This is a genomic window from Kitasatospora sp. P5_F3 (genome assembly GCF_054049135.1).
In genome coordinates, this window is record NZ_JBFUMY010000031.1 from 203,346 (window position 1) to 228,076 (window position 24,731).

A 24,731-nucleotide genomic window follows, 5' to 3' on the forward strand; every position below is an offset into this window, starting at 1 on the left:
CCCGTCGGCGGGGGGCGCCCCTGTGATCATCATACGTCAGGCGTCGATCTCGTCCTTCTCGGCCGCGGCGGCCTCGGCCGCCTCCTGCTTCTTGGAGGCCATCAGGCTGGTGATGGTGGTGATCACCAACACGCCGCCGATGACACCGAGCGAGAGCGGGATGCCGATCTCCGGCACGTGCACGCCGCTCTCGTGCAGCGCGTGCAGCACCAGCTTGATCCCGATGAAGCCGAGGATCACCGACAGGCCGTAGCTGAGGTGGACCAGCTTCTTCAGCAGGCCGCCGATCAGGAAGTACAGCTGGCGCAGACCCATCAGCGCGAAGGCGTTGGCGGTGAACACGATGTACGGGTCCTGGGTGAGGCCGAAGATCGCCGGGATCGAGTCGAGCGCGAACAGCACGTCGGTGGTGCCGATCGCCAGCATCACGATCAGCATCGGCGTCATCAGCCGCTTGCCGTTCTGCTTGATCGTCAGCTTGGTGCCGTGGTACTTGTCCGTCGACGGGAAGCGCTGCTCGATCGACTTGAGCAGGCGGTTCTCCTCGAACTCCTCCTCCTCGTCGTCTCCCATCGCCTCCTTGACCAGCTTGTACGCCGTCCAGACCAGGAAGGCGCCGAAGATGTAGAAGACCCAGGAGAACTCGGAGACCAGCGCGGCGCCGCCGGCGATGAAGACCGCCCGGAGCACCAGCGCGATGATCACGCCGACCATCAGCACGCGCTGCTGGTAGATCCGAGGCACCGCGAACTTGCCCATGATCAGGATGAACACGAAGAGGTTGTCGACACTCAGCGACTTCTCGGTGATGTACCCGGCGAAGAACTCACCGGCGGGCTGCGAACCGCCGTACCACCAGAGGAAGCCACCGAAGATCAGCGCCAGCGCGACCCAGACCGCGGTCCAGATCCCGGCCTCCTTGATGGAGACCTCGTGCGGCTTTCGACCACCGATGAAGAAGTCGGCCACGACCAGGGCGATCAATACCCCGATCGTGCCGACCCAGAGAGTTACGGAAACGTCCACTAGCTGCTCCTCCGGCAGGTAGGCGAGACAGACATCGTCACTGCCGGAGGTCTCTTCCGCCCGTCGGCCACACTCGGCCGGATCGGACCAGCGCCCCGGGGCACCCCGTCAGGGGCGCCCGTGATGACGGGAACGCTGCGGGGGAATACTCCCCTCCGCTACCGCCGAGACTAACAGAAAACCCAAGAGAAGGTAAAGAAGGTAAAGAAGGTCTCCCTCGGTCGACTCAGAGGTACGGCTCGATCGCGGGCAGCATGTCCTGGAACGTCCGCGCCTTCGCCGGGGCGCCGATCGCCTGCATGCCCCAGCCGCCGGAGCCGTCCCGGTAGACCTTGGCCATGATCTGCCCGGTGTGCGGACCGCCGCCGGTCAGCTCGTAGCGGGCCAACTCCTGGTCGGTGCCGTCGTCCACCAGCCGGCAGTGCGCCTGCTGGACCTCGGCGAAGCTCTGTCCGGTGTACGAGCTGACGGTGAACACCACCTGGGTGATGTGCGCCGGCACCTGGGCCAGATCGACCAGAATCGACTCGTCGTCCTCCGACCCCGCCCCGCCGATCAGGTTGTCGCCGGTATGCCGGACCGAGCCGTCGTTGCTGACGAGGTGTTGGAAGAACACCACGTCCGACGGGGTCTTCTCGGCGTACAGCAGGGCCGAGGCGTCCAGGTCGATCTGCCTGGTCCGGGAGCCGAACAGCCCGCGCTTGGGCGCGGCCTTCCAGCCCAGGCCCATCCGGACCACTGTGAGCGACTCCCCCGAACTCTTCTGAAGACTGACCCGCTGTCCCTTGGCCAGATTCACCGACACGGTACTGCCCTCTCTCCTCAGCCCCGGCCCTCACCCGGACCGGCACAACGGCGGAACACCCCCTTGCCGTCCCCCGGCTGAGGCCCCCTGCACGGGCTTTGCCCACCGACCACCCTAGAGCCTGCGTGCACCGACCCCGTGCAAAGGACTACCCCGTGGCGCGGATCACGACTCGCGCCACGGGGCGTCCACGCACTGTGCTAGGCCATGCCCGCTTCGCGCATCTGCCGGAGCTCCTTCTTGAGCTCGCCGATCTCGTCGCGCAGCCGGGCCGCCAGCTCGAACTGGAGGTCGGCCGCAGCCGCGTGCATCCGGTCGGTGAACTGCTGGATCAGGTCGGCCAGCTCGGCTGCGGGCAGGCTCTTGGCCGGCTTGCGGCCGGCGCCCAGGGCCGGGACCGCGGCCTTGCCCTTGCCGCCCTGCCGGTACCCGGTGGCGAGCAGCTCCTCGGTGTCCATGTCCTCCCGGGAGAGGGTGTCCAGGATGTCGCCGATCTTCTTCCGGAGCGGCTGCGGGTCGATCCCGTGCTTGGTGTTGTACTCCTGCTGGACGATCCGGCGCCGGTTGGTCTCGCCGATCGCGAGCTCCATCGAGGGCGTGATCCGGTCCGCGTACATGTGCACCTGGCCCGAGACGTTACGGGCGGCGCGGCCGATGGTCTGGATCAGCGAGGTGCCGGAGCGCAGGAAGCCCTCCTTGTCCGCGTCCAGGATCGCGACCAGCGAGACCTCGGGGAGGTCGAGGCCCTCCCGGAGCAGGTTGATCCCCACCAGCACGTCGAACTTGCCGGCCCGCAGCTCGCGCAGCAGCTCGATCCGGCGCAGCGTGTCGACGTCGCTGTGCAGGTACTGGACCCGGATGTCCAGGCCGAGCAGGTAGTCCGTCAGGTCCTCGGACATCTTCTTGGTGAGGGTGGTGACCAGGATCCGCTCGTCCTTCTCGATCCGCTTGCGGATCTCGTGCACCAGGTCGTCGATCTGACCCTCCGTCGGCTTGACGATCACCTCGGGGTCGATCAGGCCGGTCGGGCGGATGATCTGCTGCACCGTGCCCTCGCCCCGGGCCAGCTCGAACTTGCCCGGGGTGGCCGACAGGTAGACCGTCTGCCCGACCCGCTCCAGGAACTCCTCCCACTTGAGCGGGCGGTTGTCCAGCGCGGAGGGCAGCCGGAAGCCGTGCTCCACCAGCGAGCGCTTGCGGGAGGCGTCGCCCTCGTACATCGCCCCGATCTGCGGGACGGTCACGTGCGACTCGTCGATCACCAGGAGGAAGTCCTCCGGGAAGTAGTCCATCAGCGTGTTCGGCGGGGAGCCGGGCGAGCGGCCGTCGAAGTGCATCGAGTAGTTCTCGATACCGGAGCAGCTGCCGATCTGACGGAGCATCTCCAGGTCGTACGTGGTGCGCATGCGCAGCCGCTGGGCCTCCAGCAGCTTGCCCTGCTTCTCCAGCACGGCCAGCCGCTCCTCCAGCTCCTTCTCGATGTCGTTGACCGAGCGCTCCAGCCGCTCCGGGCCCGCCACGTAGTGCGAGGCCGGGAAGACGTAGATCGACTCGTCCTGGCTGATGATCTCGCCGGTCAGCGGGTGCAGCGTGTAGAGCGCCTCGATCTCGTCGCCGAACATCTCGATCCGGACCGCGAGCTCCTCGTAGACCGGGAAGATCTCGATCGTGTCGCCCCGGACCCGGAAGGTGCCCCGGCTGAACGCGACGTCGTTGCGGGTGTACTGCATGTCGACGAAGCGGCGCAGCAGCGCGTCCCGGTCGACCTCCTCGCCGACGTGCAGCTGGGCCATCCGGTCGACGTACTCCTGCGGGGTGCCGAGGCCGTAGATGCAGGAGACCGAGGCGACCACGATCACGTCGCGGCGGGTGAGCAGACTGTTGGTCGCGGAGTGGCGCAGCCGCTCGACCTCCTCGTTGATCGAGGAGTCCTTCTCGATGTAGGTGTCCGTCTGGGGGACGTACGCCTCGGGCTGGTAGTAGTCGTAGTACGAGACGAAGTACTCGACCGCGTTGTTCGGCAGCAGCTCGCGGAACTCGTTGGCGAGCTGGGCGGCCAGCGTCTTGTTCGGCGCCATCACCAGGGTGGGGCGTTGCAGCTTCTCGATCATCCAGGCGGTGGTCGCCGACTTGCCGGTGCCGGTGGCACCGAGCAGGACGACATCCTTCTCACCTGCGCGGATGCGGCGCTCCAGCTCGGCGATGGCCGCCGGCTGGTCACCGCTGGGCTGGTAGGGGCTGACGACCTCGAAGGGCGCCACGGACCGCTCGATACTCGTGATGGGACGCACGAGGTCAACGGTACGACTCCGCACTGACAACCCACGCCTGCTTCGGTGCAGGTGCTCGAGGAGATCTGGCACCGGGGTCACTGCGAAAGTGCCTGACCATTTCCGTACGTTGAACGCTCCTGAGGTCGGCGTCGCAGTTCCCCGAGCCCCTGGCGGCTGATGCCCGGAGGGCTAGGCGCTGTCCCGGGCCAGCGCGACCAGGCGGGAGATCGCCCGGAGGTACTTCTTGCGGTAGCCGCCCTTGAGCAGCTCCTCGGGGAAGACCTGGTCGAACGGGAGCCCGGAGGCGGTGATCGGCAGCTCGCGGTCGTACATCCGGTCGGCCAGCACCACCAGGCGCAGCGCGGTGGACTGGTCGTCGACCTGGTGGACGCCGCGCAGGAAGACCGCCTGGACGTCGTCCAGCATCGCGCCGTACCGGCTCGGGTGGACGGCCTTGAGGTGCTCGAGCAGGTCGTCGAAACCGTCCAGCGAGGCGCCCGGGGTGCGGGCCGCCCGCTCGTCCACGGCGTCGGCGGTGTACGGCGGCGGGGCGGCGGGCAGGCCGCGGTGGCGGTAGTCCTGGCCGTCGATCCGGAGCGGGCGGAAGTGGGCCGACAGGCCCTGGATCTCGCGCAGGAAGTCGGCGGAGGCGAACCGGCCCTCGCCGAGCTTCTCGGGCAGCGTGTTGGAGGTGGCGCAGAGCTTGACGCCGTTCTCGACCAGGCGGCCGAGCAGGGTGGAGACCAGCACGGTGTCACCCGGGTCGTCGAGCTCGAACTCGTCGATGCAGAGCAGCCGGTGGCCCGAGAGGGTCTGCACGGCCTGCTGGAAGCCGAGGGCGCCGACCAGGTTGGTCAGCTCGACGAAGGTGCCGAAGGCCTTCGGCCCGGGGGTGGCGTGCCAGAGCGAGGCCAACAGGTGGGTCTTGCCGACGCCGTAGCCGCCGTCCAGGTAGACCCCGGACGGACCGGTCGGCTCGGGGGCGGAGCGGCGGAACCAGCTCTTCTTCGCGGGGGTCGCCGCGGCGGAGATGCCTGCGGCGAACTCCTCCAGGACCTGGACCGCCTCGTACTGGCTGGGCTGGGTCGGGTCCGGCAGGTAGCTGCCGAAGCTGACACCGGCGAACCGCGGCGGCGGGACCATCTCGGCGACCAGGCGCTCGGCCGGGACCACCGGCCGGCGGTCGGTGAGCGCGATCGGGGTCGCGGACGGCGTCGCGGTCGCTATGGCATCGGGGCGGGAGGCTGCTGGCACGTTAGTAGAGGGTACCGGCCGTGGAAGACTCGAACTCATGCAGCAGCTGATCAGCCCGTCCGGCAACCGACACGACGATCTCCACTCCCTGGAGGCGCTCGCCGAGGTCTACGCGTACCCCGACCAGGTGAACCATGGCCGTCCGTGGCTGCGGGCCAACATGGTGTCGGGACTGGACGGCGCGGCCCGGCTGGAGGGGCTCTCCGAGGGGCTGTCGGGGGACGCCGACAAACGGATCTTCGGGGTGCTGCGGGCGCTCAGCGACGTGGTGCTGGTGGGGGCGGAGACGGTCCGGGCCGAGGGGTACCGGCCGGCCAGGGCCCGGGCCGAGTTCGCGGCGGCCCGCAGGGCGGCCGGGCAGTCCCCCGCCCCGGCGATCGCGGTGGTCAGCCGGAGCCTCGAACTGGCGCTGACCACGCCGTTGTTCACCGATCCGGTGGTCCGGACGGTGGTGATCACCACCGCGGACTCCCCCGCCGAGGCCCGCCGGGAGGTGGCGAAGGTGGCCGACCTGATCGTCGCGGGCGAGGGCTCGGTGGACCTGCCGACGGCCCTCGCGGCGCTCGCCGAGCGGGGCTGGACCAGGCAGTTGACGGAGGGTGGGCCCCGGCTGCTCGGGCAGCTGACGGCGGCCGGACTGCTGGACGAACTCTGCCTCTCGCTGGCCCCGCTGCTCACCGGGGGCGACGCGCCACGAATCCTCCACAATGCGGAAATGTCTGACACGCAGTCGATGCGGCTGGTCTCATTGATCGAGCAGAAAGGATTCCTCTTCACCCGCTACCTGCGTCCGGCCGAGCCCTCCCCCCTTCCCCTGTGATCTGACTCGCACGTGGCCCATGTGGCGCGTGCGCAGCGTGAGGAAAGCGTCCTCCGGGCACTATGGGAAGGGACACCGGACCCGGGGGCCTGCAACTGCGAAGGGACTCACGTGTTCAAGACCGTACTGATGATCGAAAAGGCGCTCTCCGACGCCGATGTGGAGCTGGTCACCACGCTCCACGGCGAGGAGAAGGTCTCCTTCGTCGTCCTGATGCAACCGCGCGGCAAGCAGGACGAGCTGCTCCGTGCACTCGACGACGTGGCACTCGGCCATCTCGACAAGGCGGTGCACGAGCACGACGAGAACGAACAGCCGACCCTGGCGAGCGAGTCACTGGAGCACAGCCTGCGCCACCTGCGCGAGGCCGGGGCCGAGGCGGTCGGCGAAGTGGTCGAGGAGCACCCGTTGGACAAGGTGCGGGCCGTGGTCGAGGAGACCGGGGCGGACGAGGTGCTGGTGCTGACCTCGCCGCACTTCGTGGAGGAGTTCTTCCACCGCGACTGGGCCTCCCGGGCCCGCCACAAGGTGGGTGTCCCGGTGCTCAAGCTGTTCGCCAGCGACTCCTGAGCCGCACCGTCGGTAGTGCAGAATCGTCCTTGCGGAACGCCCGCAAGGACGATTCGTCCTTGCCCCCGAATCCCTCAGGTACGGAGACCTCCTTGAACGACGCCGCCCACGACCTGCACGCCCCGCACTTCATCGGCATCGGTGGCGCGGGCATGTCCGGACTGGCGAAGATCCTCGCGGTGCGCGGCGCCCGGGTCTCCGGCAGCGACGCCAAGGAGTCCGAGACCGTGCTCGCCCTGCGGGCGCTCGGCGCGCAGGTCGCGGTCGGCCACGCCGCCGAGAACGTCCCGGCCGGGGTGAGCAGCGTGGTGGTCTCCAGCGCGATCCGGGCCGACAACCCGGAGCTGGCCGCCGCCCGCGAGCGCGGCATCCCGGTGGTGCACCGCTCGGACGCGCTGGCCGCGCTGATGGGCGGCCGCCGGGCGCTGGCGGTGGCCGGTACGCACGGCAAGACCACCACCACCTCGATGCTCGCGGTCAGCCTGGCCGAGCTGGGCCTGGCACCCTCGTACGCGATCGGCGGCGACCTGGACGTGCCGGGCTCGAACGCCCACCACGGAGCCGGCGAGATCTTCGTGGCGGAGGCGGACGAGAGCGACCGCAGCTTCCACAAGTACGCGCCCGAGGTGGCGATCATCCTCAACGTGGAGCTGGACCACCACGCCAACTACGCCTCGATGGACGAGATCCACGACTCCTTCGAGACCTTCGTCGGCCGGATCGTGCCCGGCGGCACCCTGGTGATCTCGGCCGACCAGGAGGGCGCCCGGGAGCTGACCGGCCGGGTGCGTGACCTGGCCGGCCTGCGGGTGGTGACCTACGGCGCGGCCGAGGACGCCGACGTCCGGGTGCTCGCGGTCCGCCCGCACGGGATGACCAGCGAGGTCACCGTGCTGATCGACGGCGCCGAGCTGACCTTCACCGTCTCGGTGCCTGGCCGGCACTACGCGCACAACGCGGTGGCCGCGCTGGCCGCCGGCGTCGCGCTGGGCGTCCCGGCGGCCGACCTGGCCAAGGCGCTCGGCGCCTACACCGGGGTCCGGCGGCGGCTGCAGCTCAAGGGCGAGGCCGGTGGCGTCCAGGTGATCGACTCCTACGCGCACCACCCGACCGAGATGGTGGCCGACCTGGAGGCGATCCGGGAGGCCACCGAGGGCCGGGTGCTGGTGGTCTTCCAGCCGCACCTGTTCAGCCGGACCCAGCAGCTGGCCGAGGAGATGGGCCGGGCGCTGGCGCTGGCCGACGCCTCGGTGGTGCTGGACATCTACCCCGCCCGGGAGGACCCGATCCCCGGCGTCACCAGCGAGCTGATCATCGACGCGGCCCGCCGGGCCGGGGCCGACGTCCGGGCCGAGCACGCCTTCGCCGCCGCTCCCGGGGTGCTGGCCGGGCTGGCCCGTCCCGGTGATCTGCTGCTCACCATGGGCGCCGGTGACGTGACCAACCTGGGGCCGGAAATCGTTGCGTGCCTCGCGGGCGTTGCACCCTCTGCCTGACCTTCTGGAGGAGTGAGCCGTGAGTTACGAGATCGAGAAGACCGACGCCGAGTGGCGCGAGCAGCTCAGCCCCGCCGAGTACCACGTACTGCGCGAGGCCGGGACGGAGCGTCCGTTCGTCGGTGAGTACACCGACACCAAGACGGTCGGTGTGTACGGTTGCCGAGCCTGCGGGGCCGAGCTGTTCAGCAGCGAGACCAAGTTCGACAGCCACTGCGGTTGGCCGTCCTACTACTCGCCGCTGGCCGAGGACCGGGTCCAGTACATCGAGGACAACACGCTCGGCACCCGCCGGGTCGAGGTCCGCTGTGCCCGCTGCGGCGGTCACCTGGGCCACGTCTTCGAGGGCGAGGGCTACGGCACCCCGACCGACCAGCGGTACTGCATCAACAGCATCTCGCTGACGCTGCGTCCGGCGGAGTAGTCCGCCCGAGGGCCCGGGGCGTACGCCGCCCCGGGCCTTCTGCGTACCCGCACCCCGTGCCAGACTTGATCAACAGTCAGGTGGGGGAAGGGACGGTCATGGCCAGGCAGCGGAGCCACGGGGTACTGGCCATGATCGCCGAGGCGCAGCGCCAGCAGGCCCGCGAACAGGAGGCCAGGCACCGGGCCGCGGCCGCCGCGCAGCGGCAGTCGGAGCGGGATCGGCGGGAGGCGCAGCGGGCCGCCGCCCAGGGTGAGCGCGCTGCCCTGCGGGCGTACCAGCAGGGGCGGGAGGCCGATGCCGCCCGCCGGACGGCGGAGCTGGACGACCAGGTGGCCCGGCTCCGGGCGGTGCTGGCCACCGGCCTGGCCGGCCGGCCGTTCCGGCTGACGGAGCCCCAGCTTCCGTTCCGGCCGCCGCCGTTCGACCCCGGGCCGCTCGGCCTGCCGGTGCCGATGCCGGACCAGGGCCGCTACCTGGTGCCGCCGCCGACCGGCATGCAGGCCCTGAATCCGGTCGCCCGGCAGCAGTACGACCAGCAGGCGGCCCAGGCCAGGGCGCACTTCGAGCAGGACTGGTACCGGGCCAGGCAGGCCGAGGACGAGCGGCTGCGCCGGCTGGCGGACTACCGGGCGCAGTACGACGCCTGGGTGGCGGAGAACCACCGGCTGGCCGCCGACCGGGCCCGGCMGGCGGCCCGGCTCACCACCGACCTGGCCACCGGTACGCCCGACGCGGTGGTGGAGCTGTTCGAGACGGTGCTGCGGGCCGGGGAGGACTGGCCTGCCGACTTCCCGTGCGACGGCGTCATCGGCTGGGACCGGCCGGGCCGTCAACTGGTGGTGGACTGGGAGCTGCCGGGCCCCGACTGCATCCCGGCGGTGTCCCGGGTGCGCTACGTGAAGAGCGACGACCGCGAGGCGGAGGTCGCCAGGCCGGCCGGCGAACGCAAGGCGCTCTACCGTGAGCTGCTGGCCCAGTGCGCGCTGCGGCTGCTCGCCGAGCTGTTCCGGGCCGATCAGAGCGGGCTGCTCGCCTCGGTGGTGTTCAACGGCTATGTCGAGGGCACCGATCCGGCCAGCGGACGGGACGAGCAGCGGTACCTGGTCGCGGTGACGGTCCGTCGGGAGGACTTCCGGGCGGTCGCGCTGGACCGGGTGGCCCCGGTCGACTGCCTGCTGGACGGGCTGCGCGGCCGGCTGTCGGCCCGGCCGGAGAAGCTGGAGCCGGTGCCCACCACCCGGCTGGCCGCCGAGGCCGACAGCTACGACGCCCGCCAGGAGGCCGCCGGGGACGATCCCGACCTGTTCGAGATGGACCCGATCGACTTCGAGCACCTGATCGCCGAGCTGTTCCGGCGGCGCGGCTTCCGTACCAGGACCACCGCCCGCAGCGGGGACCAGGGCGTCGACGTGATCGCCGAGGACCCGGACCCGGTGACGGGCGGTCAGATCGTCATCCAGGCGAAGCGCTACCGCCGGACGGTCGACCCGACCGCCGTACGCGATCTGGACGCCACCCGGGTCCACCACGGCGCCACCAAGGGCATCCTGGTCACCACCTCCGGTTTCGGCCCCGACTCGTACCGCTGGGTCGAGGGCAAGCCGCTGACCCTGGTGGACGGGCCGATGCTGGTCGGGCTGCTCAGGGAGCACGGCCTGGCCGGCCGCCTCGGCGGCACCCCGGCCGGGCCCGGGCAGTCCCCGGGGTCGGCCGATCCGACCGTGCTGCTGCCGGTGGACGGCTTCGGGCGGTCGGGGCAGGAGCCGACCGTGCTGCTTCCGCTGCCGGTCGAGCCGACGCCCGCGCCGGTCGAGCTGGAACCGGTCATGCCTGAGCCGGTCGAGCTGCTGCCCGGGCAGAACGCGCCGCTGTCGGAGCGGGCGGCGGCCGAGCTCTCGGTACGCTTCGACTCCACCGGGCCCGAGACCGACCTGACCCTACTGCTGCTCACGGCCGACGGCACGGTCCGCGACGACCAGGACTTCGTCTTCTACCACCAACCCACCGCCGCCGACGGCGCGGTGACCCTGGGTCCGAAGGAGCAGACCGGCCCGGACGGGCACGGCGAGAGCGCCACGGTCCGGTTGGCCGCACTGCCGACGGCGGTGGAACGGGTGGCGGTCTCGGTCACCATGGACGCCGACGGCACGGCGACCTGCGGCGAACTCCGCGCGGCCCGGCTGTCGGTGAGCGCGGCGGACGGCGCGGCCTGGACGTTCCGGCCGCCGGCCGACCCGGAGGTCTCGGCGATGCTGGTCGCCGAGTTCTACCGGCACCGGGGCGGCTGGAAGCTCCGCGCCGTCGGCCAGGGCTGGTCCGGCGGCCTGGCGGGCCTGGCCCGCGCCCACGGGGTGGACGTCGGCTGACCCGCCGGGGCCGGGGCCTCAGATCTCCTTGGTGTACGCCCACTCGCTCGCGCAGCGCCGGTAGCCGAGCCAGTCGTTGACGGCCAGCATCGGCGCGTTGGTGGCGTCGTTGTTGGTGTACGCGTCGGTGCAGCCCCGGGCCAGCGCGCGGTGCAGCGAGTCGGTCTTGGCCAGCTTGGCCAGGCCACGGCCCCGGTAGGCCGCGACGGTGGTGGTGAAGGCGGACCAGTAGCGGGTGGCGCCGTCCGAGTGCACGGCGCTGAACGCGACCGGGCGGCCGTCCGCCACCACGACGGTGGTCAGTTCGCGGTCGAGGTCGGGACGCTCCCAGACCTCCTCCAGCCACTCCTCGTAGCCCAGGTCGGACATGTCGACGTCGCCCGGCTCGTCCTGGGTGCCCTCGACGTCGACCCGGTAGAGCGGTCGCGGGTCCTCGAGGTAGTCGGCGGCGGTGCGCAGCTCGACCCCGGCGGGCAGCTCCGGCACCGGGGGCAGACCCGCCGTCAGGTCCAGGTGGGCGAAGTGGGCGCTGCGGCCGCGCTCGAAGCCGTGCTTCTCGGCGAAGGCGACGGCCGTGGGTTCGTCGTCCACCCAGGCCCGGATCAGGGTGACCCCGTGCTCGGCCAGGTGCTGTTCGGCGACCGCCAGCATGGCCGTCGCGACGCCCTTGCCCCGGGCCTCCGGGTTGACGCTCAGGTTGGCGAAGCCCTGGCCCTTGGTGCTGCTGAACGCGTGCACGCCGACCCGGCCCGAGCCGACCACCTCGCCGTCCAACTCGCCCACCAGCAGCCGGTAGTGCTGCTCGGGGGTGGCACTGGCGACCAGGTGGCGGACGGCCTCCGGGGTCATCAGCAGGTGCGGGCGGCCGGCGCTGTAGGAGGCGGCAGCGGCCTCGGCGTCGGAGGGGCGGAAGTCACGGATGATCAGTGTCATAGGAGGCTCACGGTAAGGTGCCGTCCGCCCGTCGGCCACTGAATATTGGGCCGCCCCTCCGGCAACTGGGGAGTGGATGAAGGAGCGGCGTTGGGGTGCGTGGCTCGGCGGTGCCGAGGAGGGAGTAGCAGCGGAGCTGCGGCGACCGACGAGAAGCCGGCGAGGCGCGTGCCCCGGCGTCGCGACGCCACTCCCCAGTTGCCGGAGGGGCGTCACTGAAGAAAGCTCAAGTTCAGCTCTGAGAATGCCTTTCCCGGGTTGGCATCGAACGCCCGGGGATACACCCTCTAGCAACGGGACGGCGCGCGAGGACGCCGCCGGTTCCGTCCGAAACCCTCACCTCCGCCGGACTCTCCGGCGAGCCCTCCGAAGGGGGCGTCAGATGACATCTGCTGCACTCGGAGTCGGCCTCGGCTGGCGCTCCGAGATCGACACCCTGGTGGAGCGGCTGCCCGGCCTGGACTGGGTCGAGGTGGTCGCCGAGAACCTCTGCCCGGACGACCTCAGGGACGGCCGGCTGCCCGAGTCGCTCCGGGTCCTGCGCGAGCGCGGCGTCCAGCTGGTCCCGCACGGGGTCGCGCTCGGCCTCGGCGGGGCCGAGCTCCCGGACCGGGCCCGGCTGGAGCGGCTCGCACTGACCGCCGGCGCGCTCGGCGCACCGCTGGTCACCGAGCACCTGGCGTTCGTCCGGGCGGGCGGCCGGGAGGCCGGGCACCTGCTGCCGGTGCCCCGCTCCCGGGACGCGCTGCGGGTGATCGCGGAGAACGTCCGGATCGCCCAGCAGGAGCTGCCCGTGCCGCTCGCGCTGGAGAACATCGCGGCCCACTTCAGCTGGCCCGAGGACGAGTTGACCGAGGGCGAGTTCCTGGCCGAGCTGGTCGAACGGACCGGCGTCCGGCTGCTGATCGACGTGGCCAACCTGCACACCAACCGGGTCAACCTCGGCCTGGACGTGGCCGCCGAGCTGGACCGCCTCCCGCTGGAGGCGCTCGCCTACGTGCACGTCGCGGGCGGCGTCGAGCGGGACGGCGTCTGGCACGACACCCACGCCCACCCGGTCACCGAACCGGTGCTGGCCGTACTGGCCGAACTGCGCGCCCGGGCCGTACCGCCCGGCGTACTGCTGGAGCGGGACGACAACTTCCCGCCGCCCGCCGAGCTGGCGGGCGAACTGGACGCGATCCGCCGGGTCCTGGAAGGGGCGCCGCACCATGTCTGAGCACGACGAGTACCTGATCAGGACCGGCGATCCGGACCTGGTGGTGGCCCGCGCCGCACTGGCCGGGCGGCAGAGCGAACTGCTCACCGCCCTGGTGGCCGGAGGGCCGGTCCCGGCCGGGTTCGACGAACGGCAGGTCCGGATCCAGATCCACGGCCTGGCCGCCAAACGCCGCGACACCGTGGCCCGGGTCGACCCCGCACTGGAGCTGATCCTCGGTCACGAGTACGGCCCGCTCTTCCTGCGCTACGCCGCCACCCACCCGATGGCCGACGGCTACCGGGCCGACGCCCGCCGCTTCGCCGACTGGGCCCTCACCGCCGAACCCACCGCCGGCTGGCGCGCCGCCCTGGAACGCCACCTCCGCCCGAAGGACCCGTCCCACCGCCGCTGGTGGCGCCGGTAGCCGCCCGGGCCGTGGCACGTGAACGAGACGCAACACCTGAGCACCGAGATACGGGGGAAAGTCCATGTGGTACACCGAGTTCGCCTTCGCGGCCGGCGCCCAACTGCTGGCCGGCTTCAACGCGTCGTCCGCCCTGCGCCGCCTGCGGCACGTGCCGCAGCCCCAGGGTCTGCCCGGCCGGGGTCTGCCGCTGCTGGAGACCGCCTTCCTGGCGGGCGGCCCGGCCCGGGTGGCCGACACCGTGGTGGTCCGGATGCAGCAGGAGGGCCGGCTGATCGTCTCCCGCTCCGGCCAGGTCACCGTGACCGACCGGAACGCCCGGGACGCCGTCGAGGCGGTGCTGATCACCGCAGCGGGCGCGTACGGACGAGCCGAACTGTCCACGCTGCGGCGCACCGTGAGCCGCAGTGAGCACGTCCAGCGGATCGGGGACGGCCTGGCCGCCCGAGGTCTGATGCGGCGTCCGGAGCTGTACCGGAAGGCGGTGAACGCCCGGCACCTGCTCTGGTTCGCCCAGGTCGCGGTGATCGTCCTCGGGGTGGTGTCCGCGTTCCAGTGGTTCGGGGCCTCCGTCAAGGAGCAGGGCACCGAGATCGCGCCGTTCTTCCCGTTCCTCGGCCTGCTGCTGGTCGGCCTGTTCTGGCTGGCCGCCACCCGCCCCGAACGGAGCCGGATCACCCCGGCGGGGGTCAGGCAGCTGGAGCTGATGCGGACCGGCTCGCGCCCGTGGGAGCCGCACGACCTGGCGCTGATCGGCGGCGCAGCGGTGCTCGGCGCCCTGGCGCTGGAGGGCGTGGTCACGCTGGAGGACGAGGAACTGCAGGCGGCCCTGACGGCCCGTCCGGTGCTGGGCTCGTCCTCCGGCGGCTCCAGCAGCTCCAGCGGTGACTCCGGCAGCTCGGCCACCTGGTGCTCCTCGGGCGACCCGGGCAGCTCCGGTGACTCCGGCTCCTCGGGAGGCTGCGGTTCCTCGTCCAGCTGCGGTTCCTCGAGCAGCAACAGCTGCGGCTCGTCCAGCAGTTCCTCCAGCTGTGGCTCCTCCAGCAGCTCCAGTTGCGGTTCGTCGAGCAGCAGCTGCGGGGGCGGCAGCAGCTGCGGAAGCTGACCAGGTGACACCCACGGGGGGGATGATCCACATGCAGTACGTCGAACTCGCCGTCGCAGCCGGGCTGGTGGCCGTCAGCGGCCTCTGGTCCACGGCCGCCAACCATCGGCTGCGGCACCCGAAGAACCCGCAGCGGACGCCGCAGAACGGGCTGCCACTGCTCGAGGCGGCCTACCTGGCCGGCGGCCCGGCCCGGGTCGCGGACACCGTGCTCGCCCGGATGGAGCAGGAGGGCCGGCTGATCGTCCCGCGCTCGGGCCAGGCCACCCTGACCGACCGCACCTCGCACGATCCGGTCGAGGCCGATCTGATCCGGGTGGTCGGCCCGACCGGGCGGGCCCACCCGGCCACCCTGCGACGGGCGGTGCTGACCAGTCGCCACCTACGCCTGATCGACCGGCGGTTGACCGACCGGGGCCTGCTCCACCGGCCTCGCCAGCTGCGGGCAGCGGTCCGTGCGAACCGACTGCTGCTGGGCGCGGTCGGCCTCGGGGCCGCGCTCGGGGCGGTCGCCGTCACCCGGCGGCTGCTCGCCCCCGGCGACGGCCTGCTGCCACTGCTCGCCTTCCTGGTCCTGCTGCCCGCCGGACTGCTCTGGCAGCGCCGGACCGCCCCCGGCCGGGGGCGGATCACCCGGACCGGCCGCGAGCAGCTGGAGCACCTGCGCGCCGGCACCGCCCGCCCAGCCCCTCACCCGGTCCCCGGCCGGGCCGCAGCTGGCCGCAGGGCCGCGCGCCCCAGCACCGCGCCACTCGGCTCGGCGCCGAACGCGGGCGAGCAACTCGGTGTGGCCATCGCCGAGTTGGTCCTGTACGGCACCCTGGCGGAGGACCCCGCCGACTGGTCGGCGGACCTGGACGGGACGACCTACGGCGACAGCGGCTCGTCGTACTCCGGGGGCGCCGACAGCTGCGGCTCCGGCGGGGGCGGCGACTGACCCGGCCACCCGGTCCGGGGCCCGCCCACGGACCGGACGGACAGTCACAGTTCGGTACCGCAGTCCGGGAATCCTTTCCTTTGACACAGGTACCGGTCTAGAACAAGGGCCATGTGGTTGCTCCTGCTCGCCCCTGCCCTGCTCGCGGCCGTACTCTCCTGCCTGCGGCTGGTCCGGGCCGCAGCCACCGCGGACTCGCTGACCGGGCCGGCCCGTTCGCACCCCGTGGACCCGGTCGGGGTCGGCCTCTACGAAACCGCCTACCTGGCCGGCGGCCCGGTCCGGGTGGTCGAGCTGGCCCTGGTGCTGATGACCGGCCGGGGGCGGCTGCACCTGGCGCACACCGGCTGGACCTCGGTGGTCGATCCGCACGGCCGGAGCCGTCTGGAGCGGGCCCTGATCACCGCGATCGGCCCCGAGGGGCAGAGCCGCACCGGCGAGCTCCGGGACCGGCTGGCGGCGCACCCGATCGTGCTGGAGATCGGCGGACGGCTGGTCCAGGCCGGTCTGGCGACCCCGCCGATGGTCCGGGAGCGGACCCTGCTGGCGGTCCGTCAGGTCCGGCAGGCCCTGCTGCTGTCGGTCGCGCTGCTCGGCGCCGCGCTGGCCGTGGCCGCTCCCGGCACCGGTGACGCCGGGTCGGCGGTGGCCTGGTTCTCGCTGCCGATCATCCTGACCAGCGGCACCCTGCTGATGGCCCGGGTGGACGTCCACCCGTACACCCGCTGGGCCACCCCGGCCGGCCAGGACCTGCTGAACGCCGCCCGCCTCCCGCACCAGGCCGGCGACCCCACCGAGCCGCCCCCCGGCCTGCCCGACGCGGCCGAACGCGAACTCCTCACCGCCGTCGCCGTGGTGGGCCCGGCCGCGCTGCCGGACGCCCGGCTGCGGGCGGCGCTGCGCAACTGAACGCCCCCCGCACGCTCCTGACAGGAACCCCGTGGAAGCAGTGACCCCGAAGCTCGCCGACCTGCTCCGCCGCCGCCGGCTCCGGCGGCTGCCGACCGCCTGGTACACCTCGGGCCGGCCGGGCCGGGCGGACTGGCTGGCGGGCGGCTGGGCCGCACCCGGGCTGGTGATCAGCGGGCTGGCCAGTGGGCTGCAGGCACTCAGGACCTCCGACGGCCAGGTCGCCTGGAGCTGGCCGGCGCCGCAGTGGGCCGAGCTCACCGCGATGTCCGACCGTCCGGTCGACGGGGTGGCGGTGGCGGTGCTGGCCAAGGAGGACAGCACCCACGAAGGCACCACGGCGGTCGGCATCGAGGTCGGCTCCGGCAAGGAGCTCTGGGCGTACCGGCTGCCCGTCGAGCGGCCCTACCTGAACGGCCGGGACTTCTGGGACGACCCCGCCAGGCGGACGCTGGCGCTGGTGCCGGGGCGGGCCGTGCTGCAGGTCGGCCAGTGGGCGGTGACCCTTGACCTGCGGACCGGCAGGCCGCTGCAACCGCCATGGGCCGGCGGCGACTCCGCCGCCTTCGACGTGCTGGCGTCCGGCCGGGACGTCTACCAGGTCAAGCACACCGAACGGACGATCCTGATCCGCCGGCTCGACCTGGAGCGGGGCGGAGTGCTGGAGGAGACCCCGGTGCCGTTCGACGGCCGGGTGAAACAGGTCCGGGTGATGAACGGCGCCCCGCTCGCCCTCGCGGTCACCGGAGCCGGTGTCCACGCGCCGGACGACGTACTGCTGCTGTGCGACGCCGAGGGCCGGGTGTCGGCCCAACACCAGCTGTCCGGAAAGGAGTTCGACCTGGTCCTGGACCACAGCAGGCTGCTGCGACCGGACGGTCCGGTGGTGCCGGCGGGCGACCTGCTGCTGATCCCGACCCGCCCGAGGTACGGGAGCGACCTGTACGTGACGGCTTTCGACAGCACGGACGGTACGGTCCGGTGGACCTGGAAGTCGCAGGGCCGGCTGCTCGGCCTGCTGCCGGCCGGGGACTCGGTGCTGGCGCTCCACCACCACGTACCCCCGCCGGCCGAGCCCGACGATCCGAGCGTGCCTCGGACGCCCACCCGGGTGACCCTGCTGGACCGGGCCACCGGACGCGTGCAGGCCCGACGCCGTTTCGGGGACTACAGCTCGGACTGCCTGTCGTTCCTCGACGGCACCCGGCTGATCCAGCTGAACACCTTCCGGGGCAGTGCCTCGGCCGTCGAACTCCGCTAGCCGACCCGCCCCGTGGGCCGGACCCGGTCACCCCGGGCCCGGCTCACCGCGATCAGGCCAGGCCGTTGAGCAGGTCCGCGATCGGCTTGCGACGGCCGGTGTAGAACGGGACCTCCTCGCGGACGTGCAGCCGGGCCCGGGACGGGCGCAGGTCGCGCATCAGGTCGACGATCCGGTGCAGCTCGTCCGCCTCGAAGGCGAGCAGCCACTCGTAGTCGCCGAGCGCGAACGAGGCCACCGTGTTGGCCCGCACGTCGGGGTAGCCCCGGGCCATCTTGCCGTGCTCGGCGAGCATCGCGCGCCGCTCGTCGTCCGGCAGCAGGTACCACTCGTAGGAGCGCACGAACGGGTACACGCAGATGTACTCGCGCGGCTCCTCGTCGGCGAGGAACGCCGGGATGTGCGACTTGTTGAACTCGGCCGGGCGGTGCAGCGCCATGTTCGACCAGACCGGCTCCAGCCGGCGGCCGAGGGCGGTGCGGCGGAAGCGGTTGTACGCCTCCTGGAGGTCGTCCGAGTCCTCGGCGTGCCACCAGATCATCAGGTCCGCGTCGGCCCGCAGGCCGGAGACGTCGTAACTGCCGCGCACCGTGACGTCCTTGGCGGCGAGCTGCGCGAACAGCTCGTCGACCTCGGCGGCCAGCGCGGTCCGGTCCTCGGGCAGCTCGGTCTTGAGCTTGAACACCGACCACATGGTGTAGCGGATGACCTGGTTGAGGTCGCGGGCCTTCTTCTTCGCGGGCTGCTGTTCAGTGGACTCAGTCATGCGCCCATTCTCCCTTCCCTGACGGGCGCACCGGCGCCCGGGGTCAACACCTCGTTGACGGCGCGCCGGGCGCTGGCGACACAGGCCGGGATGCCCACCCCGTCGTACGCCGCGCCACAGACGGCCAGACCGGTCCCGGCCACCGCCGCCCGGATCCTGGCCACCCGGTCCAGGTGCCCGACCGGGTACTGCGGCAGACCGCCGGCCCAGCGGGTCACCGCGCTGTCGTACGGCTTCGCGTGCAGGCCGACCGCGTCGGCCAGGTCGGCCAGCGAGCGGGTCACCAGCTCCTGGTCCGAGAGACCGAGCGCGGCCTCCTCCCGGTGCCGGCCGAGCGAGGTACGGAGCAGGAAGCTGTCCGGCGCCGAACGCTCCAGCCAGCCCCACTTGTTGGAGGAGAAGGTGGACGCCTTGATCTGCCGGCCGTCCACCGGCGGTACCAGGAAGCCGCTGCCGGTCAGCCCGGCGTCCAGGTCGGCCCGACGGAACGCCATCGTCACCAGGGCCATACCGGCGTACTCCACCGTGCCCAACTCGGCTGCCGCACCCGGGACTTCGGCCGCCATCAGCTTCGCCGCCTGCGGGGCCGGCACCGCCAGGATCACCGCGTCGGCGTGCAGCACCTCGCCGTTGCTGACGATCAGCCAGCCCTCGGGAGTGCGGCGCAGCTCCTGGACCGGACTGTCGGTACGCAGCTCGGCCCCGTTCTTCCGGCAGGCCGCCGCGACCGCCTCCGGGAGGGTGCCCAGACCGCCGCGCAGGCCCTGGAAGACCGGGCCGCCGCTGCTCGGACGGGCGATCAGTTCGCGCACCCCGGCGGCCAGCGAACCGCCCCGCTGCGCGATCGGCAGCAGCGCCGGGACGGCCGCGCGCAGCGAGATCTCGTCCGCATGCCCCGCGTACACCCCGCCGAGCAGCGGCTCCACCAGCCGGTCCACCACCTCACGACCCAGCTTCGCCGCCACGTACGCCCCGATCGAGACGTCCGCCGCGACCTCGGCCTCGCCTTCCTGCCCGGCCCGCGCCACGCCCTCGGCGGTGAGCACCCCGGACTCCGCAAGCGCCGTCAGATCCCCCGGCACTCCCATCAACTGCCCACCGGGCAGCGGCCGCAGGGCACCTCTGGTCCAGATCGCCGCCTTCGCCGTACTCGGCGGTTCCAACTCCCCCGCCAGCCCGACCTCCCGGGCCAGCTCCACCGCCTCCGGCCGCCGCGCGAGCATCGACTCGGCCCCGAGGTCCACCCGGACCCCACCGACCTCGCCGCCCTGCAACTTCCCGCCCAGCCGCCCGCTCGCCTCCAGCAGGGTGACCTTCGCCGCCCCACTCGCCAGCCACGCCGCGGTCAGCCCCGCGATACCGCCACCGATCACCACGACCCGCGTCTCTGCCATGTCCCGCAGTCTCGCAGAGCCGTCGCAAAACCCATCAATCAGGGCGTCGCCCGGTCGGCAGAGCATCGAGATCCACAGTGACCGGGAACGGCACCGGCCGCTTCAGCTCGCCCCGGAAGATCCCCACCGGCACGTAGCCGCCGGTCGGCACGTCGAGCTCGTAGACATGGACCACCGGCAGGTCTCCCTCCCGCTCGACCAGCCAGTAGTGACCGATGCCCGCCTCGGCGTACCTGCGGAGCTTCACGGTGCGGTCCCGGTCTGCCGACTCCGGCGACTCGATTGCGCCGGTCCAGTCGAATCACTCCGGCACGCTCGACGACTGCCCCCACCGGTACCGACAGGCGCAGCGCGGACATCAGCGCCGCCACCACCCGACTGTGCCAGTCAGACTCCGGAATCAGCTCGAAAACCAGTGCCCCGTGGATCAGTTCGGTGCGCCGGGGTGCCGCGGTCAGACGGTCGAGGTCCTCCGCGAACCAACCTTCCTCGCGCGGTGGGTACATCCAGTCGGACAGCACGCTCATGGCTTCAGGGTGGCACAGGAGCAGGACGCCGCTGAGCGGACAGGGTGCGGCGCCCGCTGACCGCAACGCGACCGGCCCGTGACCGAGTTGCGATCACCGGAGCGGATCCCGGTCGGGCCGCCGTGCGTCCAAGGCAGGACGACAGCGGTTCAGGGAGGGATTCGGACCATGACAGGCACGGGGTACGGAAGACGGCGGGCGGCTCTGGCGGTGGCGGGGGCGGCCACTGCGGCGGCGGTGCTGCTGAGCGGGTGCGGGGCGGGCCAGGACAGCGGCGGGAAGGCCACGGCGGCGGACGCGGTCGCGCCGCAGGCGCAGACCCAGAAGATGGCCGAGGGCGGGGCAGCCCCGGCGACTGCGGGCGACGCCAAGCCGGGAGCGGGCGGGGCCTCTGCCGCACCTGCGGGGACGACGGAGGCCACGGCCCCCCGGCTGATCGCGTACACGGCTCAGCTCTCGCTGCGCAGCAAGGAGATGGCCAGGACGCTGGAGCAGGCCCGCAGCCTGACCACGGCAGCCGGCGGCTACGTCGCGGGCGAGCAGCTCGGCGGCGGCAAGGGCGGGGACGGGAAGACGGGGGACGGCGGCGCGACCGACGCGCGGCTGACGCTCAAGGTGCCGTCGGCGGCCTACCAGCAGAGCCTGGACCGGCTGGCCGGGCTGGGCGAGGTGCTGGCCCGGAGCAGCCAGGCGGACGACCTGAGCCAGCAGGTGGCCGACGTGGAGAGCCGGCTGAAGACCCAGCAGGCCAGCGTGGACCGGGTCAGGAAGCTGATGGCGGAGGCCAAGACGCTGGGTGAGGTGGTCTCGCTGGAGAGCGAACTGAGCCGTCGCGAGGCCGAGTTGGAGTCACTGCAGCAGCGTCAGCAGGGACTCTCGGCGCGTACCTCGCTGTCCACCATCACGCTCCAGGTGTACGCCGAGAGCGGCCCGGCGCCGTCGGTGGCGGCGAAGCACGAGGCGGGCTTCTGGGGGTCGATCGGCAACGCGCTGGGCGGCGGCTGGGACGTCCTGGTGGCGATCGTCCGCGGCCTGCTGATCGCGATCGCGGCGTTCGCGCCGTTCCTGCTGGTGCTGGCCCCGGTCGGCGGGCTGCTCTGGTGGCTGCGCCGCCGCGCCGGATCCCGGCCTGCCGCACCCGCTGCACCTACTGCACCCGCTGCACCGATCGCACCGTTCGCTCCGGCGGATCCGCCGGCCACCGAGCAGCAGCCCCAGGAGTGACCGAAGCCCCGCCCGCCGGCCCGTCCAGCACCTCGCGGGCCTTGGCCTCCACCACGGAGGTGGGGGCGAACAGCACCGCCGGGTCGAGGTTGCCCTGCAGCGCCTTGCCGGGGCCGACCCGCTCGGCGGCCACGTCCAGCGGCACCCGCCAGTCGACGCCGACCACGTCGGCACCGGCCTGGCCGAGCAGGCCGAGCAGCTCGCCGGTGCCGACCCCGAAGTGGATCCGCGGCACGCCGTACCCGGCGACCGCGTCGAACACCTTGGTGCTGGCGGGCATCACCGAGCGGCGGTAGTCCTCGGGCGCGAGCGCGCCGACCCAGGAGTCGAACAGCTGGACCGCCGAGGCGCCCGCCTCGATCTGGATCTTCAGGAACATCGAGGTGATGTCGGCGAGCCGGTCGACCAGCGCGGCCCACAGCTCGGGGGCGCCGTACATCATCGCCTTGGTCTTCTCGTGGCTCTTCGACGGGCCGCCCTCGACCAGGTAGCTGGCCAGCGTGAACGGGGCGCCGGCGAAGCCGATCAGCGGGGTCGAGCCGAGCTCGTCCACCAGCAGGCCGACCGCCTCGGTGATGTACGGCATGTCGGACGGCTCCAGCGGGCGCAGCCGCTCCAGGTCCGCGAAGCTGCGGATCGGGTCGGCGATCACCGGGCCGACGCCGGGCTTGATGTCCACGTCGATGCCGACCGCCTTGAGCGGCACCACGATGTCGCTGAAGAAGATCGCCGCGTCCACCTTGTGCCGGCGGACCGGCTGCAGGGTGATCTCCTTGACCAGCTCGGGCCGCATGCAGGAGTCGAGCATCGGGATGCCCTCGCGCACCTTCAGGTACTCGGGGAGGGAGCGGCCGGCCTGGCGCATGAACCAGACCGGGGTGTGCGGCACCGGCTCCCGACGGGCGGCACGCAGGAATGCGGAGTCGTACGCGGCGCCACGGCGCGCGGCGGGCTGACCGGACTGGGCTGCGGTTGTCTCACTCACGCCCAAATCTTCGCACGCGTCCCCGGCCCGGCCGCCACCAGCCGGTCGTGGCTTCCTCCAGGACCGACCTGCGGCTCCGAGGCCCCCAACTGCCGGTCGGTCCAAGGCACGATCGGACAACCGTCACGCCACACCGGCCGAAATCACTCGGAATGCGGGCCCGGCCGACCTAGGCTCTCGGTCATGGCAGCGGTCGGCGGGCACCCCGCACAAGGTGGCGGAACAGGCAAGGAGTCGGCGCCGATCGAGTTCCGCGATGCGGTCGAGGCGCTGGCGGGCGCGAGGTTGCGCCCCGAGATCGAGATCTCCCCCGCTCCGGCACCACGGCGGATGGCCCCGTTCACGTACGCGGTCACCGCGACGGTCGAGGTGGACGGCGAGGAGCTGGCCGACGGCCGGCTGGTGCTGCTCTACGACCCGGCCGGACAGGACGCCTGGAACGGCGAGTTCCGGCTGGTCTCGATGACCAGGGCCGAACTGGAACCGGAGATGGCGGGCGACCCGATGCTCTCGGACGTCGGCTGGGCCTGGCTGACCGACGCACTGGACGCGCACGGCGCCGGGTACGTCGAGCCGAGCGGCACCGTGACCCGGTGCGCCTCCCAGTACTTCGGCGGTCTCGGCGACCGGGAGCCGTCCACCGAGATCGAGATCCGGGCCTCCTGGACACCCTCCGACGGCCGGTTCGACCGGCACCTGGCCGCCTGGGCCGACCTGCTCTGCGTCTGCGCGGGTCTGCCGCCGACCACACCGGCGCCGCTCTCGCTGCCCGACGTGCCGTCACTCGGCGGAGTGGTCCCGATGCCCGCCCGGCGCCGTCCGCGCTCCCACTGACACCTCGCGCTCTCCCCTCCAGGGGTGTTTCGGCCGCGGACCGGCCGAACACCACCCTCAGGACTGACAGGGCGTGACTTGTGCTGCGCGGACTGTCAATTGACTGCCCGAAGCCGGTCGTCCGAGCACCGAACGCGACCGATTTCGTTCGATTTCAGGGCATGTCGTATCAGTCACCTGCGCGATTTGTCCGTATTGTTACTCACCAGATCGTGATCTTTCGCTAAAGCCGGGCACTGATGATGCCGAAGGTGTCTGTGACCCTTTCCAAACGCGGAACGCTCCGACCGCCCCCATCGGGGTTCCGTCCGCCACTCCCCCAGGAGGCACGGTGTCGGTCCTTCTCGAACACCCCGCAAGCGTGGTCGCCTACCGTCCGACGAAGCCCACCGCCATGGTGGTCATCGCTGATCCCCGCGTCCGAAACACCGTCACCCGGCACCTCTGGGCGCTCGGTGTCCGGGACGTCATCGAGGTCTCCTCCATCGCCGAGGCCCGCCCCCGGGTCTCGACCCCGCGTGACATCTGCGTCGCCGACGTCCACCTCCCGGACGGCTCCGGCCTGACCATCCTGGCCGAGACCAGGGCCGCAGGCTGGCCCAACGGCCTGGCCCTCTCGGCCGCAGACGACATCGGCGCCGTGCGCAGCGCGCTCGCCGGTGGCGTCAAGGGCTACGTCGTCACCGGTACCCGGACCAACGTGGCCATGCCCGGCCGCCCCGGGCTGCCGATCGGCGCCGGTGGCCTGGCCGGCCGGATGCGGCGTCCCGGCATGCCGGGGATGCCCGGTGCGGCCGGAGCTCCGGGCGCGCCCGGTGTCCCCGGGGCGCCGGGAGTCCAGCCGACCACCTACCGGGAGCTCTCCGGCCGCGAGGTCGAGGTGCTCCGGCTGGTCGCCGAAGGCCAGTCCAACAAGGCGATCGGCGTCGCCATGGGCCTCTCCGCGCTCACCGTGAAGAGCCACCTGGCCCGGATCGCCCGCAAGCTGGGCACCGGCGACCGGGCCGGCATGGTGGCGGTGGCGCTGCGCACCGGCATCATCCACTGAGCCCTGGTCAGCCGACACTCCGTCAGCCGACCCACGGCCCGGAAGCATCGCAGGTGGTGGCCCGGAGGAACGTTTCCTCCGGGCCCCTGCCTTTGGCACGTGGCCGGGCATCTACGGTCAGGGGCTCGGGGAACTGCGAGGAGATC

General features: G+C 72.2%; 20 protein-coding genes and 2 pseudogenes. 13 read left to right on the plus strand and 9 right to left on the minus strand.

From position 1 onward, the window contains the following. Nucleotides 1-36 precede the first annotated feature (36 nt). The 4 genes from ACXJMZ_RS20005 to zapE form a co-directional block, all read right to left on the minus strand. Nucleotides 37-1,026 carry a TerC family protein gene (locus ACXJMZ_RS20005; protein ID WP_457031416.1) on the minus strand — a complete coding sequence of 330 codons (990 nt, stop codon included), beginning with the start codon at nt 1,024-1,026 and terminating at the stop codon, nt 37-39. Between the two features lie 226 nt (nt 1,027-1,252). Further along, nucleotides 1,253-1,831, minus strand: coding sequence for a TerD family protein (locus ACXJMZ_RS20010; protein WP_057229866.1), 579 nt, complete (start codon nt 1,829-1,831; stop codon nt 1,253-1,255). A 200-nt stretch (nt 1,832-2,031) separates the two neighbouring features. Next, nucleotides 2,032-4,122: an excinuclease ABC subunit UvrB gene (gene uvrB / locus ACXJMZ_RS20015; RefSeq protein WP_057229867.1), complete on the minus strand. Its 2,091-nt coding sequence runs from the start codon at nt 4,120-4,122 to the stop codon at nt 2,032-2,034. 171 nt (nt 4,123-4,293) lie between these two features. Continuing rightward, nucleotides 4,294-5,397, minus strand: coding sequence for a cell division protein ZapE (gene zapE, locus ACXJMZ_RS20020; protein ID WP_457031417.1), 1,104 nt, complete (start codon nt 5,395-5,397; stop codon nt 4,294-4,296). On the opposite strand from zapE, the gene ACXJMZ_RS20025 reads away from it, so the two are divergent. The 5 genes from ACXJMZ_RS20025 (at nt 5,396) to ACXJMZ_RS20045 (ending at nt 11,037) form a co-directional block, all read left to right on the plus strand. Further along, the gene (locus tag ACXJMZ_RS20025) at nt 5,396-6,178 is read left to right on the plus strand and encodes a pyrimidine reductase family protein (RefSeq protein WP_457031418.1); all 783 of its coding nucleotides are present in this window, start codon (nt 5,396-5,398) and stop codon (nt 6,176-6,178) included. The two genes, zapE and ACXJMZ_RS20025, sit on opposite strands and share 2 nt — an antisense overlap. A gap of 111 nt (nt 6,179-6,289) precedes the next feature. Continuing rightward, complete coding sequence (locus tag ACXJMZ_RS20030) at nt 6,290-6,748, plus strand: indole-3-glycerol phosphate synthase (RefSeq protein ID WP_457031419.1); 459 nt, start codon at nt 6,290-6,292, stop codon at nt 6,746-6,748. A gap of 92 nt (nt 6,749-6,840) precedes the next feature. Next, nucleotides 6,841-8,244: a UDP-N-acetylmuramate--L-alanine ligase gene (gene murC / locus ACXJMZ_RS20035; protein WP_457031420.1), complete on the plus strand. Its 1,404-nt coding sequence runs from the start codon at nt 6,841-6,843 to the stop codon at nt 8,242-8,244. A 19-nt stretch (nt 8,245-8,263) separates the two neighbouring features. Continuing rightward, entirely contained in the window at nt 8,264-8,668 is a 405-nt protein-coding gene (msrB, locus tag ACXJMZ_RS20040; protein ID WP_457031421.1) for a peptide-methionine (R)-S-oxide reductase MsrB, read from the plus strand. Between the two features lie 98 nt (nt 8,669-8,766). Continuing rightward, complete coding sequence (locus ACXJMZ_RS20045; RefSeq protein ID WP_457031422.1) at nt 8,767-11,037, plus strand: restriction endonuclease; 2,271 nt, start codon at nt 8,767-8,769, stop codon at nt 11,035-11,037. Nucleotides 11,038-11,055: 18 nt separating this feature from the next. Here the strand turns inward: ACXJMZ_RS20045 and ACXJMZ_RS20050 are convergent, their stop codons facing one another. Next, nucleotides 11,056-11,970, minus strand: a complete 915-nt coding sequence (locus ACXJMZ_RS20050) for an N-acetyltransferase family protein (protein WP_457031423.1) — start codon at nt 11,968-11,970, stop codon at nt 11,056-11,058. A gap of 382 nt (nt 11,971-12,352) precedes the next feature. Here ACXJMZ_RS20050 and ACXJMZ_RS20055 point away from each other — a divergent pair. The 5 genes and pseudogenes from ACXJMZ_RS20055 to ACXJMZ_RS20075 all read left to right on the plus strand — a co-directional run bounded on the left by ACXJMZ_RS20055 (nt 12,353) and on the right by ACXJMZ_RS20075 (nt 17,807). Next, nucleotides 12,353-13,595, plus strand: a pseudogene (locus tag ACXJMZ_RS20055) (DUF692 domain-containing protein). Between the two features lie 64 nt (nt 13,596-13,659). Further along, entirely contained in the window at nt 13,660-14,700 is a 1,041-nt protein-coding gene (locus ACXJMZ_RS20060) for a TIGR04222 domain-containing membrane protein (RefSeq protein WP_457031424.1), read from the plus strand. 4 nt (nt 14,701-14,704) lie between these two features. Further along, nucleotides 14,705-15,637 (plus strand): TIGR04222 domain-containing membrane protein, encoded by a 933-nt coding sequence (locus ACXJMZ_RS20065; RefSeq protein ID WP_457031425.1) that lies wholly within the window; start codon nt 14,705-14,707, stop codon nt 15,635-15,637. A gap of 111 nt (nt 15,638-15,748) precedes the next feature. Then, entirely contained in the window at nt 15,749-16,546 is a 798-nt protein-coding gene (locus ACXJMZ_RS20070; RefSeq protein WP_457031426.1) for a TIGR04222 domain-containing membrane protein, read from the plus strand. 31 nt (nt 16,547-16,577) lie between these two features. After that, on the plus strand, nt 16,578-17,807 hold the full coding sequence (locus tag ACXJMZ_RS20075) for a hypothetical protein (protein WP_457031427.1): 1,230 nt from the start codon (nt 16,578-16,580) through the stop codon (nt 17,805-17,807). Between the two features lie 52 nt (nt 17,808-17,859). Here ACXJMZ_RS20075 and hemQ read toward each other — a convergent pair whose 3' ends face one another. The 3 genes and pseudogenes from hemQ to ACXJMZ_RS20090 all read right to left on the minus strand — a co-directional run bounded on the left by hemQ (nt 17,860) and on the right by ACXJMZ_RS20090 (nt 20,494). Next, nucleotides 17,860-18,573 carry a hydrogen peroxide-dependent heme synthase gene (hemQ, locus tag ACXJMZ_RS20080; protein WP_457031428.1) on the minus strand — a complete coding sequence of 238 codons (714 nt, stop codon included), beginning with the start codon at nt 18,571-18,573 and terminating at the stop codon, nt 17,860-17,862. Then, the gene (gene hemG, locus ACXJMZ_RS20085) at nt 18,570-19,967 is read right to left on the minus strand and encodes a protoporphyrinogen oxidase (protein ID WP_457031429.1); all 1,398 of its coding nucleotides are present in this window, start codon (nt 19,965-19,967) and stop codon (nt 18,570-18,572) included. Before hemG ends, hemQ begins: the two co-directional genes overlap by 4 nt. A gap of 34 nt (nt 19,968-20,001) precedes the next feature. Further along, nucleotides 20,002-20,494 (minus strand): annotated as a pseudogene (locus ACXJMZ_RS20090) (Uma2 family endonuclease). Nucleotides 20,495-20,662: 168 nt separating this feature from the next. Here ACXJMZ_RS20090 and ACXJMZ_RS20095 point away from each other — a divergent pair. Continuing rightward, nucleotides 20,663-21,718, plus strand: coding sequence for a DUF4349 domain-containing protein (locus ACXJMZ_RS20095; RefSeq protein WP_457031430.1), 1,056 nt, complete (start codon nt 20,663-20,665; stop codon nt 21,716-21,718). On the opposite strand, the gene hemE is transcribed toward ACXJMZ_RS20095, so the two are convergent. Next, the gene (gene hemE / locus ACXJMZ_RS20100) at nt 21,642-22,703 is read right to left on the minus strand and encodes a uroporphyrinogen decarboxylase (RefSeq protein ID WP_457031431.1); all 1,062 of its coding nucleotides are present in this window, start codon (nt 22,701-22,703) and stop codon (nt 21,642-21,644) included. The genes ACXJMZ_RS20095 and hemE overlap by 77 nt on opposite strands. A 183-nt stretch (nt 22,704-22,886) precedes the next feature. On the opposite strand from hemE, the gene ACXJMZ_RS20105 reads away from it, so the two are divergent. Then, entirely contained in the window at nt 22,887-23,537 is a 651-nt protein-coding gene (locus ACXJMZ_RS20105; RefSeq protein WP_457031432.1) for a DUF3000 domain-containing protein, read from the plus strand. Between the two features lie 331 nt (nt 23,538-23,868). Further along, a complete protein-coding gene (locus tag ACXJMZ_RS20110; RefSeq protein ID WP_457031433.1) occupies nt 23,869-24,585 on the plus strand; it encodes a LuxR C-terminal-related transcriptional regulator in 717 nt (238 codons plus the stop codon). Nucleotides 24,586-24,731 lie beyond the last annotated feature (146 nt).